This is a genomic window from Polaribacter vadi, from assembly GCF_018861005.1.
GTDB lineage: Bacteria > Bacteroidota > Bacteroidia > Flavobacteriales > Flavobacteriaceae > Polaribacter > Polaribacter vadi_A.
This window is the reverse complement of the sequence record NZ_JAHKQL010000016.1, coordinates 105295-119215: the sequence shown is the minus strand read 5'-3', so window position 1 is coordinate 119215 and position 13921 is coordinate 105295. Positions and strand designations below refer to the sequence as shown.

Below are 13921 nucleotides of genomic sequence, written 5' to 3'. Positions count from 1 at the left end.
CTCTTTTAAAAGAGAAGATGATTTTTTAACCTACCATCTTCCCTTTTTATTAACTAAACAGTAATACTTTTGCTATAAGATAAAGTATCCAAAAGATTACTTTTACAACTGTTGTTGTATCATAACTTTCATCAGCAACATAAACACCATTATTATCAACTCTAACATTGTTATTTGGTTGATAAACTTCATGTTCAACCTCTTCCATTTGCTTAATTTGTGCGTTATTAATCCACAAATCAATTAATTCTAAAGATTTTACATTTGGCTTTTCATTGTATTTTGCTTTTGCTTCAAAAATTTGTCTTGCTTTAAGACCAACTTCAATAGTTGCTAAACGTGTAATAGACTCACCTATACTTTCTTTTTGTAAAGAAAAGATGGCAATATCATTATATTTACAATCTTCATCATATTCAGCAACACAGTGATGCATAGCATTACCTTCATCAAAAAGTGCTATAGAATTTAATAGTTCTACAGTTTTATAAACTACTGGTTTTCCATTTTCTGTTTGTTCTAAATTCAATGGTTTTATTCCAGAAGCTTTCCAACTTAAAACCTCTACAATTTCATCTCTATAAACTCTTTTTTTCCATTCATTCGCTTGAAAAAGAAGCGATTTTTGTGTTCTACCTTTCACAGAAAAACTTTTGTTTTCTCTATATTTATAGCCTAAATAATCAAACATTTCGTTTACATCAACAGTTTTTAAACTTGTTTCTTTTGCAAAAAACTGAACTACTGTTGCCCAAAATATTTCTTCTCTTTTATTAATAACTGATAAACTAGAGAAAGCAATTACTTTTGCTGTTTTTATAGAGGCACCAAAACCTAATGCTTGTGTATATCTTAACGCTTCATTTGCATCAAAATAAGCTGGCGCATTTTTAAAACCGTGAGCCATTTTTTTAGTAAGGTTTATTGGCATTTGGGTTAAAGATTTTACACTTTTACCTTTGCCTATTTGAATGTACCAAAGCATATCTCTTTTATTACATCCAAAGAATGAATTTTCTAAAAAAACGGGTGTTTCATAATTTGCAAAACAGTGTCTAATTAATGCTCTTAACTGTTCTTCTTTATCAAAATTATTACATTCCCAGTCTTCTATATTTCTAACCAATTTATTACCAAAAGCACTTATGTTATGCAAAACCTCAACACTTTTATAATCTCTTAGTAACGCATAACATTTTTGATGATATGCATGGATAAGTAGTGTTTTAAAAACCTCTCTCTTCCAAATATTTCTGGTTTTACTTGTTTTCCCAAAAAACTCAAGAAGCATTGTTTCTATGGTTTTTTTATAACGTGTTGGCTTGTTCTTTGCTTTATAAATTTTTTCTACAAGCTTTATGTAACTATTTTTACGGTACGTTGTTTTTTGTGTTTTCCAATTCGTTTTCATTTTAAAGTTCTTTACTAGATTAATGCCTCTGTAAAGCCACTTAACTCATTAGCCAATAGTTTTAATTGCTAGAGGTTATTTAATTTTGGCAAATACTTTCTCTTTCAGAAAACTTCGGATAAAATTTTATCTGAGTATTCTGTTAATACATCCTTATTTAAAAAAGAAGGTATCTTATTGTTCTAGTTTCGAACTTTGGATAAACTAATTTTGGATAGACAAAAAAAGTCCGAAACTTTAATTAGGCTTCGGACTTTTCATATTAAATAGTGATTGCTATTTATAATTGTAAAAGTCGCGAAGTAAATCATAAAAAGAACTCTGTTCTCTTTGTATGTTTTTGTGAAATCTGTTATTTAACATATACTTCGTATTTATTCTGAAATGAATCAGTTGTTATAATTGTTTTTGCTTTATCAAATTTTATTTTTGATTGCGGTGCAAACCTAAAACGTATTTTTGATTTACACAAGAAAAAATTGAGTTTATTTAACTGATTATCAGTGCTTTAATTAAGCTTTAAGCAATAGATTTCCTGTCCGAATTAAATCGGAAATGGTGAGTTTAGATAACTCTTTGAAGTTGTGATATGTAGTTAAGACTTACACTTTTTATCAGCATCTAAATTAATTTCAAAAAAAAACGTCCAAAAAATGAATTTTGGACGTTTTTACAATATTATTTAAAATTTCTATCTAGAATATACCTTTAAATAGTCGCAAAAAGCGTCCTTTTTTATGTTGATTAAATATATTCATAAGCTAAAAATTGATTTATTTCTACTATTTTGAGTTGCAAATATGCAAAAAATTAAAGAAACTATTGTTCAATACTTTCTAAAACACCTTTTAAAAACTTGTTTTCTTCCATCCAAGAAAGTGCCATTCTAACAATTACTATGTCTTGATCTGGTAAAACATAGACTCTTTGTCCTTGATATCCATCAGCATAAAACATGTTTTTTGGTACATCTTTAAAGCCACCATTTGCATTTAACCAGAACTGAGCACCGTAAATTCCGTTTGATGTTGGTGTAGGTGTTGCAACATAATCTGCCCAATCTTTTGCAAAAATTTGAGTTCCATTCCAGTTACCTTTATGCAAGTATAATAAACCGAATTTACCCCAATCTCTTGGAGTTGCCCAAGCATAAGAAGATGCTACATAATTACCTGCTAAATCCGTTTCTAAAACCATGGAATTCATTCCAATTTTATCAATTAAATCCGAATACCAATAATCTAGGTATTCTTGATGCGTTTTAAACTGATTTCTAACAATGCCAGATAACAAGTTCGAAGTTCCAGAAGAATAGTTCCAAGATGCATTTATTTTACCTGTTAAGGGCTTTTCTGCTTGCATTTTAGTCATATCTCTTTCTAAAAAGAGCATTTTAGTAACATCAGAAATTTCGTTGTAGTTTTCATCCCATTCTAAACCAGAATTCATCTGTAATAAATTATGAATGCTTATGTTTTTACGCTCATCATTTTGCCAAGAATCAATTGGTGCCTTATCTGTAATTTTTAATTTATTTTGATGTTGCATAACTCCGAAAACTGTACTCATAATACTTTTGGTCATAGACCATCCTAAAATTCTAGAATCTATGGTAAAGCCATCTGCATATTTTTCTGCAATAATTTGATCTTTATAAATAACAACTACAGCTCTAGATTGATTTTTACCAAAAACAGACGCCACAGTTTCGTTTAATTTATCATAATTAATATTTGCAAAAACGGTGTCTTTCTGTTCAGCATTTCCATAAGGATAAGGCGTAATATTATCTGATTTTGCTCTTTTAGGCACTAAATAAGCTGCAGTTTCATCTTCTTTAGTTAACGTTAAAACAGCTCCTAATCCCTCTCTGTAAATTGCTTTTCTTGTTAATAAGTTAAAAACAGATGAACTTGCGATATTTTTATCTTTTTTAACTAAATCTGTGGCCAAGTTTATTGGCGAAAAATTATTATCTGTTTTATCTGTAAATTCTAAAGATCGATTGGCTAAAAACACTGATGAAGCTGTGTTTTTTGCTGAATATCCTGCAATTATATTCAATTTTGGGTAATTAAAAAAAACAGCAATAATAACTACAATGCATAATAAAAGTAGAATTCGTTTAAAAATTTTCATATTTAGAAGAGTTTAGTGATGTAAAAATAAGAAAATCATATTGCCTTTTTTAGAGGTTTAAAAAATAGAGGTTTATCTTTGTAACTTAAATTGATTTTTATGTTTAATGTAGATAAAATTAGAGAAGATTTCCCAATTCTAAAAAGAACTGTTCACGGAAAACCTTTGGTTTATTTTGATAATGCTGCTACTTCACAAACACCACAAATAGTAATTGATACTATTGTAGATTATTACAGTAATTATAATTCTAACATCCACAGAGGTGTGCATACTTTAAGTCAAGAAGCAACAGACAAATACGAAGAAGCACGCATTAAAGTACAAAAACATTTTAATGCCAAAGAAGCGTATGAAATCATTTTAACTTCGGGTACAACACATAGCATAAATATGGTTGCATCAGGATTTGCATCTCTTTTAAACAAAGGCGATGAAATTATTGTTTCTGCCTTAGAGCATCATTCTAATATTGTGCCTTGGCAAATGTTATGCGAAAAAACTGGAGCCATTTTAAAGGTGATTCCTATGACTGATGAAGGTAGTTTAGATATGGAAACTTATCATAAATTATTGAATGATAACACAAAATTGGTTTTCTCAAATCACGTTTCTAATGCCTTAGGAACCGTAAATCCTATTGAAGAAATTATAGAAGCTGCACATAAAATTGGTGCTGCTGTTTTAATAGATGGTGCACAAGCAACACCACATATAAAACCAGATGTACAAGCCTTAAATGTTGATTTTTACGTGGCTTCTGCTCATAAATTATGTGGCCCAACAGGAGTTGGAATGTTGTATGGAAAACAAGAATGGTTAGAGAAATTACCTCCTTATCAAGGTGGAGGCGAAATGATTGCTACAGTTTCTTTTGAAAAAACTACTTATGCAGGTTTGCCTCATAAATTTGAAGCAGGAACGCCTAATATTTGTGGTGGAATTGCTTTTGGAGCTGCAATTGATTATATGAATTCTGTTGGTTTTGATGCTATTGCAAAATATGAAAATGAGCTTTTAGAATATGGAACATCAGAATTATTAAAAATTGATGGTTTAAAAATCTATGGAACATCCGCAGAAAAAACAGCAGTTATTTCTTTTAATGTTGATGCTATTCATCCTTATGATATTGGTGCAATTCTAGATAAATTAGGTATTGCTGTAAGAACTGGGCATCATTGTGCGCAACCTATTATGGATTATTATAAAATACCTGGAACAATAAGAGCTTCTTTTTCTTTTTACAATACTAAAGAAGAAATTGATATTCTAGTTGAAGGAGTTAAAAGAGCAAAAATGATGCTCTCATAAATAAGAAAAGGTTGAGAAATTTTCTCAACCTTTTTTTGTGTATAACTATTAAGTAATTTTTATCTTAACTCTGGAGAGTAGTTTGTAGGATAATCTCCTGCAACTGCCAAACCACCTGTAGCAGATGTAAAATTAGAACCAAATTCAGCATCCATAACTGCTAAAATTTTATTTGCCATTAAAGCATATCCTCTAGCTGTTAAGTGCACACCATCTAAACTAATTAAACCACCTGTAACAAGACTTGTAGTTAACGTATAATCATCAAAAGCAATTCCAATAGACGCTTCTTCTAATATGGCTTTAAAATCTACTAAAGCAATGTTTGGATTTGCAGAAGCAATACCAGCAATTGTTGTATTATATGCATCTGTTGCTGTTTTAATAGCAGCTTGTTCTTCTGGTGTAATTACCCATTGATCTGCTAATGGAATAGCAACTCCATTAACTGTTAAAGGATTTCCTGCAACTGCTTCTGTACCTATAAAAGACGCTCCTGCAAGTACAAATAAATCATCTGCAGTACCTTGTCTGTAATTTGGTAAACCTAAGCTCGATAAGTCTGTCAAATATTCATCTTCTATAACAACTGAATTTGTTTCAGATGCTGTAAAATTTATAGTTCTTTTAGCTACTTCATCAGCAGAAATTAAGCCATAAGAAAAAGCTAATTGTAAACCTCCATTATAAGCTGCATAAGCTCCATTTACTGTTGCTGCTGTTGTAGCATCTAAAGGAATAACATCGTGAGTTACAGTTGTAAAATTAGCTAAATTTGTTATGTATGGCACATTGGCTACAACACCTTTTGCTCCATTTGCTGTTAAAGTGGTAATCATTGTATTGAAAATATTAGCAAAAACTACTGGATCTGTAATATCTGAAGTACCATAAGTAGAAGGGTCGTAATTACCTGTTTGATCTACACCAGAACCACCAGAAAGCGCATAACCTAAAACATCATTTCCTCCTATTTCTGATAATGTGAAAAACGTTGGAGCTTGAGCCATAGCATCACCTAAAACTGTTGCAGAAGCACTAGAAGCAATTCTTGCAAAATAAGGATTTGCTAACTGTAATGGCACTCCTTGTAAACTACCATAACCAGAAGCTACAAAATGAAAACTTTTAGCACCTGGTATTCCATAATTATGAACACTACTTGTTATTACATTTGTAGTTTCTGTAGTAGGTGTTGCTGGTAAAGTTGCTGGTCCTGATCCATCAAAATAAAATCGAGGTCCTTGAATTTGTGTTCCACCATATAATAACCCTCCAATATTATCATTCATTAATGGTTGATTAAAAGTAGAACCAAACTTACTCGCTAAAATATTTGGAAACGAATTTTCTTGAGCAGCTATAAAAAGCGCATTATCTGTAAAACCTGCTGTAAATGATGCTCCTATAGAAACATAAGAAGAAAAATCTAATCCGTTTGTATTTAATGCAACTTCTGCTGCAATTTCTTCTGGTATGGCATCTAAATCATTATTAACATCACAAGAAGCAATGCTTAATGATAAAACAAACAAACCTATATATTTAAAATTTTTCATAAAGTATCTTAATTATTTTTTAGTTATTAAATGTCCAAGAAATATAGTACTGAGAACCAATAGCTCCAACACCTGGTGCACTAAAGTATTCTTGACCTGTTAAATTAGCACCTCCTAATTTTACTACTGATTTCCATTTTGGAATAGTATAATTTACTTGAGCATCTAAAACTGTTCTATCTTCTATTACTGTATCGTGAAAACTAGATTCCCATAAATACTCATCTTGCCATCTTAAGTTAACATTAAAGCCAAAGTTCTCAAATAAATCAGTTTTACCAAATTGAACTTTTACTTTATGTTCTGGAGTATTAAAACCTGCTTCAAAATCTGGGTCTGTAGATTGATCGAAATCAAATTTAGCGTAAGTATAATTTAAACCTAAACTAAATCCGTTTAAAACTTTTGTATTTAAACCAATAGAAGCACCATAAGAACTAATATCTGCAGCAGAATTAGTATATGCAGAAAATACAGCTCTATCTCCATTTTGTAATGCTAATAAAGAAAGAGTATTATCACCAACTTGACCATATAAAGGAACAATAACATTTTTAGATGAAATAAAATCTTCATAACTGTTATAGTAAGCACTTAAATCTACTGTTATATTAGATTCTCCTGTATTTACTAAACCTCTATACCCTACTTCATAGGCAGTTACTTTTTCTGGTTTTACTAAACCTGTTTGTGCAACTTCAGGAGCGCCTGCTAAAACAGAGGCTAAAGAAAATGCATTTTCGTAAGCTGCTCTACCCACAATTGTAGCTGTTGTAGAGCCTGTTGTAGCTTGTCCTACACCACTTAAAGTAATAGCTGGGGTAGAATAACGATCTAAATTGTCTGGTGCAGAACCTACTAAATAAGCACTACCTGCATTTAAACCAATGTATTGATCTTGTGTTGTTGGGTTTCTAAAACCTGTTTGAAAAGAAGCTCTAAAATTTTGATTTTTATTTTCGCCTGCTGCAAAAGCTAAAGAAATTCTTGGAGAAAAATTACCATCAAAATTTTGTGCTTTATCATAACGTAATGAAGCTGTTAATTTTAAACGATCTTCTTCTAAAAATTTCTTTTGCATTTGAGAATATACACCATATTCATCATAATCAATTGGCCCATCGTAATCTGTAAAAATACTTCCCATTGAATTTAAAGAATATCTTCTATAAGAACCACCAACTTGTACCTCTGCCCAATCTACAACATCTTGAAAGTTATAATTTGCATCTGCATGATATAATTTTGTTTGATCTTGAAACTTAGATCCTGTAACTAAGTCTGGGTCTGAAGTAACTTTATCAAAAGCAGCTTTAAATTCTGGAGTTCCAGGCTCATACCTACCTGTTTCTGCTGTTTGTCTTGCCACAGCATGTGCTTCATCCGAAGTTAAACCTCCTAAAGTACCTAAAGCATAAGCACCTACATATTCACCAAACCAAGTATTATCATCTTTCCACTCTCTGTTGATGTTAATTGCTGCAAAACGAGTATCAAAAGAATCTCCAGCATCTTCACTTGTTAAATACCCTCTAACAAAAAAGTTTTTACCCCTAAATTCTAATTTGTGTTGTTCCATTAAAAAGTTGGTAATATTATATCTATTTAAACCTTGATAAATAGTGTTACCTATACCAACTTTCGAGTTCCAAATAATCTCTAAACGATCGTTACCAAAAGGTCTATAATTAAGAGAGGCACCAACCTTAATGCTCTCTGCATTATAGGTCATTAAATCTTTTTCATCATAACCAGTTCTACTAATATTTTCACTTGGTACTAATGCTGCTGCACCACTTGGTAAAACTCCTAAAGTTTCTAAGGCTTGAGCAACACCATTTATGTTTGTAGAAACCTCATCTCCATAAACATTTAAACCATCGTAATTTCTATCAGAATTTCTATCTCCAGCAATGTACTTACCATTAGATGTATTTCTATAATCTGTAGCATACCATTCTGTACCATCTAAAGCAGAAAACGTAACTTTAGCCGCAAATTTTTCTGAAAAAGCATGTGCCATTCTTAAATTAAAATCTGTGTAAGAATTGTCTCCTGCTGCTTCTTGACTTGTTAATCCAGTTTTTAAAGAAATACTAATTCCTTGATCATCGAAAGGACTTTTACTAGTCATAAACATAATACCATTAAAGGCATTTGCTCCATAAAGTGCAGAAGATGCTCCAGGAAGTAATTCTACAGTTTTTACGTCTAACTCAGACATACCCAATAAATTACCTAATGCAAAATTTAAAGCTGGTGATGAATTGTCCATACCATCTACCAACTGCATAAAACGTGTGTTTGCAAATGTTGCAAAACCACGAGTATTTACAGACTTAAAAGTTAAACTGTTAGTATTAACATCTACCCCTTTTAAGTTTTCTAAACCATCATAAAAAGAAGGTGCAGAAGTATTTTTAATAGCTCTACTATCCATTCTTTCTACAGTAACTGGAGACTCCATAATACGTTCTGGTGTTCTTGATGCAGAAACAACAATTTCATCTAAAGAAGTTTCGTTTTCTGTTAAACTAACTTCTACTTTTTGATTGTTTTTTGTAATCTCTACATTTACTTTTTGAAAACCTAACATAGAAATTTCTATTGTAAAAGGAGGAGTATCTGTAACTTTAAGCGAAAAATTACCATCAAAATCTGTAGTTGTACCTACTGCTTTTCTAGAAATTTTAATGTTTGCTCCAGGAAGTGTTTCTCCTGTTTTTGCGTCTTTAACTGTCCCAGTAACAGTGGTTTGACCCACCATTGCTAAACTACCAAAAGCTATAAACGCAATAAGTAAAATCTTTTTTATCATAATTTGAATTAATTTGTTAACTAATATGCAAAATACGATTTTTTTTGAATTTCTGAATAAATCGTTAAATATTTTATCATTTTAACAAATTCGCTCTACATTAATTATCATATAAGCACATTAAAACAAATTTTTTATTTGCTTTTTTCACTTTGCAATATTGTACATTTGTAGTATAAATTTTTGTTTTTGAAAATAGTACAAGACATATTAAATTTTACCTCTACAACACAAACTTTTGTTACAATTGGTACCTTTGATGGTGTACATTATGGTCATCAAAAAATAATTGAAAAACTAGTTTTAGAGGCTAAAAAAGCGAATAAAAAATCAGTACTACTTACCTTTTTTCCTCACCCAAGAATGGTGTTACAAAAAGATGCATCTATTGAGTTGATTAACACCATAGAAGAGCGTGCTTTTTTGTTAGAAAAAACAGGTTTAGATTATTTGATAATTCATCCTTTTAGCAGAGAATTTTCTAGAACTTCTGCTTTAGAATTTGTAAGAGATATTTTAGTAAATCAATTAAATATTTCTAAATTAATTATTGGTTACGATCATCATTTTGGAAAAAATAGAGAAGGTAATATTACTCAGCTAACAGAATATAGTCATTTATATGATTTTAAAGTCGAAGAAATTCCTGCACAAGATATAGATGATGTTTCTGTAAGTTCTACAAAGATTAGACGCGCTTTACACGAAGGTAACCTAAAAACTGCCAATAATTATTTAGGATATTACTTTATGCTAAATGGAAACGTAGTTAATGGCAAACAATTAGGTGGAAAAATTGGCTACCCAACAGCAAATATAGATGTTAAAGAAACCTACAAATTAATACCTAAAACAGGTGTTTATGTGGTTAAATCTTTAATTGATGAAAAAACTGTTTTTGGAATGATGAATATTGGTAATAGACCTACTGTGGATGGAAATCATCAAACGATTGAGGTTCATTTTCTTGATTTTAATGAAGATTTGTACGATAAAAACTTAACTATAGAATTGATTTACTTTTTACGTGATGAAGAAAAATTTGAATCTTTAGATTTGTTAATTCAGCAACTTAAAAAAGATGAAGAAACTACACGAAATTATATTAAAAAAAATAAGCCCCTTTAATTCTCCAAAGGGGAAAAATCTATCGTGTTAAAATTTCTCTTTTTTAGAAATTAAGATCAATTATTATTCGTGTATTCATGGCAATTATATTATATATTTGCTGTTTTAAATTTCTACAGAAAATGTTACAAGTACACTTTATTAGAGAAAACAAAGCAACTGTTTTAGAAGGTTTAGCAAAACGTAATTTTGCTGATGCTGAAACAATTATTGAACAAGTTTTAACTGCGGATGAAAACAGAAGAGCAACTCAGGTTGAACTAGATAACACTTTAGCAGAATCTAATAAAATATCCAAAGAAATTGGAAATCTGTACAAAAGTGGAAAAGCACAAGAAGCCAATGTTTTAAAAGCTAAAACTGGTGAATTAAAAGAAAGTTCTAAAGAATTGTCTGAAAAACTAACAGTTTATGCTGATGAGTTACAAGCGCTTTTATATCAAATACCAAATATTCCACACGCTTCTGTAAAAGAGGGTACTTCTGAAGAGGATAATGAAAACATTTTTAGTGAAGGTATTATTCCTGATTTAGGTGATAATGCACTTCCTCATTGGGAATTAGCAAAAAAATACGATATTATTGATTTTGAATTGGGTACCAAAATTTCTGGTGCTGGTTTTCCTGTTTATAAAGGTAAAGGAGCAAGATTACAACGTGCTTTAATCAATTATTTTTTAGATAAAAATACAGCTGCTGGCTATACAGAAGTGCAAGTACCACATTTGGTAAATACGGCTTCTGCAACTGCAACTGGGCAATTGCCAGATAAAGATGGCCAAATGTATCATTCTACCATAGATGATTTGTATTTAATACCAACAGCAGAAGTGCCAATTACTAATATTTTTCGTGGAGATTTAGTGCAAGAATCAAATTTTCCAATCACTTTAACTGGTTACACACCCTGTTTTAGACGTGAAGCTGGTAGTTATGGTGCTCATGTTCGTGGTTTAAACAGATTGCATCAATTTGATAAAGTAGAAATTGTAAGAGTAGAACACCCAGAAAATTCTTACAAAGCTTTAGATGGAATGGTTGAGCACATTAAAGATATTTTAAGAGAACTTAAATTACCTTATAGAATTTTACGTTTGTGTGGTGGAGATACAGGTTTTACATCAGCATTAACATTCGATTTTGAATTGTTTTCTACTGCACAAGACAGATGGTTAGAAATCAGTTCTGCCTCTAATTTCGAAACTTTTCAGGCAAATAGATTAAAACTACGTTTTAAAAATAAAGAAGGTAAAAGCGAATTAGCGCACACGTTAAATGGTAGCTCTTTAGCTTTACCACGTGTTTTGGCTGGAATTTTAGAGAATTATCAAACAGAAGATGGAATTCAAGTTCCGGAAGTCTTGATTCCTTATACTGGTTTTGATAAAATTCAATAGATTTAAGTTGGCAATATTCAGTAAAAACTGATTGTAAACTGAAAACTGATAAATTATTTATTAGTTTAAAGCTACTGCTAGCATTAATCTTTTGTATTTATTCATTTCTAAAAGCGCATTGAAATAAGCACTTATTTGTCCGTTTTTCATAAACTCAATTGAGTCTTGTTTTGCGTTCTCGTATTTGTTGGTTAGCTCGTTCATAATATTAGTTTTTTAATTGGTTGTATACCCTAAAGACAACTTTCGTGCCAAAACGTTACAAGAATTGTCAGAAATATGATGGGTTTAATATAAAATTAACATTTATGTTAATTATCTTTGAATTGTATGAAGCACCTTTTGTTCACCATTTTCCTAGTAATTAGCTGTTTTTCTTTTGGTCAGAAAAAAGAAGATCAGAATAATTTTTTCTTGGCAGAAACTTATTTTAGACAAGGAGAATATGAAAAAGCGACACAGATTTATCAAAAATTATACGAGAAAAGTTCTTTTAATACCACATATTTAAATCGATTAATTACCTGTTATCAAGAAACAGATAAATTTGAAACTGCTGAAAACCTACTAAAAAACAAACTAAAAGAAAACCCAACTCAGAGTTTTTTATATGTTTTTTTAGGATATAATTTTGAAAAACAACACCTTAAAGAAATTGCAAAAACCAACTACGAAAAAGCAATAGCTTCATTAAATTCTAATGGTGCTTATGAAGGCATTATAGGTCGTCTTTTTAAAGATTACAATCTTTTAGACTATGCTATTTTAGCATATGAAAAAGCCATGGAAAGTAATGAAAATTCAAATTACAATTTTCAAATAGCACAGATTTATGGAGAAAAAGGTGATTTTAAGTTAATGTTTGAGTCGTACATAAATTTAGTTGATAAAAACGAAAATTATTTAAACCTAATTCAGAGATATGCCAGCAAATACATAACTGATGATGCAGAAAATGAAACCAATATTTTATTCAGAAAAACCTTATTAAGAAAAGCTGCAAGCAAGCCAAAAGACGAATGGAACATGCTGTTAAGTTGGTTATTTGCCCAACAAAAAGATTATGGAAAAGCCTTAATTCAAGAAAAAGCATTGTACCAAAGAAGTGCATCAGATTTATCTGAAATTTTTAGTCTAGGTAAACTAGCTTTTGATAATAAAGATTACGAAGCTTCTGAAAATTGTTTTAATTTCATTGATAAAAATTCGTTCTTAAAAGAAGAAAAAATTGAAGCTAATTTATACTTAGCAAAAATTGCTGTTGCAACAAAAAACCCAAACACTGAAAAATTATTTCAAGCGTTATTTAAACAGTTTGGTAAAAATCAGCAAACTATAGATTTACAAGTAAATTATGCAGATTTTTTAACCTTTCACAAAAATCAACCAGAAAAAGCAACCACAATTTTAAAAGAAGCGTTAACCTTTTCTAAATCTAAATTTGATAAAGGAAGCATCAAACTAAAATTAGGTGATGTCTTGGTTTTTAGAGGACAATTTAACAAGGCCTTAATTTACTTTTCTCAAATTCAAACACAATTAAAAGGATCTGAATTAGCACAACAAGCACGTTTTAAAGTAGCACAAACCAGCTATTTTAAAGGCGATTTCGATTGGGCAAAAGCACAATTAAAAGTCTTAAAAAGCTCTACAACACAATTAATTGCTAATGATGCTGTAGATTTATTTTTAAAAATTACAGATAACGAACCTGTAGATTCTATTCCTTCTGGTTTAAAACAATTGGCAAAAGCAGAATTGCTGTCTTATCAAAATAAAAATGCAGAAGCATTAAAAGAGATAGACAACTTATTTTCATCCAAAGAAATATTAATTAATGGTTTAATCCCTGGAGAGGTAATTTATGATGATGTACTTTTGTTACAAGCAAAATTATTGATTAAACAAGAAAAATATTTAGAAGCAATTGCGAGCTTAGAAAAAATTATTGCTGCAGATAATCAAGGTTTTTTAACAGACGATGTTTATTTTTTAATGGCAGAAACGTACAACGAAAAGCTAAATGATACTGAAAAAGCACAAGAATATTATCAGAAAATAATTTTCGATCATCCTTCTAGTATTTATTTAGTTGATGCTCGAAAAAAATATCGTAAATTAAGAGGAGACACAATTTAGTTTGTGCTTTTTAGCT

At 30.4% G+C, this 13921-nt stretch carries 9 protein-coding genes; 4 read left to right on the top strand and 5 right to left on the bottom strand.

Features of this window, described 5'->3' with window-relative positions:
- Positions 1-49 precede the first annotated feature (49 nt).
- Entirely contained in the window at positions 50-1411 is a 1362-nt protein-coding gene (locus KO506_RS08770) for a PcfJ domain-containing protein (RefSeq protein WP_215994529.1), read from the bottom strand.
- Between the two features lie 819 nt (positions 1412-2230).
- Positions 2231-3550 (bottom strand): serine hydrolase domain-containing protein, encoded by a 1320-nt coding sequence (locus tag KO506_RS08765; RefSeq protein ID WP_215994528.1) that lies wholly within the window; start codon positions 3548-3550, stop codon positions 2231-2233.
- A 99-nt stretch (positions 3551-3649) separates the two neighbouring features.
- On the opposite strand from KO506_RS08765, the gene KO506_RS08760 reads away from it, so the two are divergent.
- On the top strand, positions 3650-4864 hold the full coding sequence (locus KO506_RS08760; protein ID WP_215994527.1) for an aminotransferase class V-fold PLP-dependent enzyme: 1215 nt from the start codon (positions 3650-3652) through the stop codon (positions 4862-4864).
- A 59-nt stretch (positions 4865-4923) separates the two neighbouring features.
- On the opposite strand, the gene KO506_RS08755 is transcribed toward KO506_RS08760, so the two are convergent.
- Positions 4924-6423, bottom strand: a complete 1500-nt coding sequence (locus KO506_RS08755) for a G-D-S-L family lipolytic protein (RefSeq protein ID WP_215994526.1) — start codon at positions 6421-6423, stop codon at positions 4924-4926.
- 19 nt (positions 6424-6442) lie between these two features.
- Complete coding sequence (locus tag KO506_RS08750) at positions 6443-9241, bottom strand: TonB-dependent receptor (protein WP_215994525.1); 2799 nt, start codon at positions 9239-9241, stop codon at positions 6443-6445.
- 189 nt (positions 9242-9430) lie between these two features.
- Between KO506_RS08750 and KO506_RS08745 the strand changes: the two genes are divergently transcribed.
- Together KO506_RS08745 and serS are read left to right on the top strand one after the other, a co-directional pair.
- Positions 9431-10369, top strand: a complete 939-nt coding sequence (locus KO506_RS08745; RefSeq protein WP_215994524.1) for a bifunctional riboflavin kinase/FAD synthetase — start codon at positions 9431-9433, stop codon at positions 10367-10369.
- Positions 10370-10491: 122 nt separating this feature from the next.
- The gene (gene serS, locus KO506_RS08740) at positions 10492-11766 is read left to right on the top strand and encodes a serine--tRNA ligase (RefSeq protein ID WP_215994523.1); all 1275 of its coding nucleotides are present in this window, start codon (positions 10492-10494) and stop codon (positions 11764-11766) included.
- Between the two features lie 60 nt (positions 11767-11826).
- Here serS and KO506_RS08735 read toward each other — a convergent pair whose 3' ends face one another.
- A complete protein-coding gene (locus tag KO506_RS08735) occupies positions 11827-11970 on the bottom strand; it encodes a hypothetical protein (RefSeq protein ID WP_215994522.1) in 144 nt (47 codons plus the stop codon).
- A gap of 126 nt (positions 11971-12096) precedes the next feature.
- On the opposite strand from KO506_RS08735, the gene KO506_RS08730 reads away from it, so the two are divergent.
- The gene (locus KO506_RS08730; RefSeq protein ID WP_215994521.1) at positions 12097-13905 is read left to right on the top strand and encodes a tetratricopeptide repeat protein; all 1809 of its coding nucleotides are present in this window, start codon (positions 12097-12099) and stop codon (positions 13903-13905) included.
- Positions 13906-13921: the final 16 nt, after the last annotated feature.

Coding starts and splice junctions, on each gene's coding strand:
- KO506_RS08750 (WP_215994525.1), bottom strand. CDS start 9,241: ATGATAAAAAAGATTTTACTTATTGCGTTTATAGCTTTTGGTAGTTTA.
- KO506_RS08730 (WP_215994521.1), top strand. CDS start 12,097: ATGAAGCACCTTTTGTTCACCATTTTCCTAGTAATTAGCTGTTTTTCT.
- KO506_RS08765 (WP_215994528.1), bottom strand. CDS start 3,550: ATGAAAATTTTTAAACGAATTCTACTTTTATTATGCATTGTAGTTATT.
- KO506_RS08770 (WP_215994529.1), bottom strand. CDS start 1,411: ATGAAAACGAATTGGAAAACACAAAAAACAACGTACCGTAAAAATAGT.
- KO506_RS08760 (WP_215994527.1), top strand. CDS start 3,650: ATGTTTAATGTAGATAAAATTAGAGAAGATTTCCCAATTCTAAAAAGA.
- KO506_RS08735 (WP_215994522.1), bottom strand. CDS start 11,970: ATGAACGAGCTAACCAACAAATACGAGAACGCAAAACAAGACTCAATT.
- serS (WP_215994523.1), top strand. CDS start 10,492: ATGTTACAAGTACACTTTATTAGAGAAAACAAAGCAACTGTTTTAGAA.
- KO506_RS08755 (WP_215994526.1), bottom strand. CDS start 6,423: ATGAAAAATTTTAAATATATAGGTTTGTTTGTTTTATCATTAAGCATT.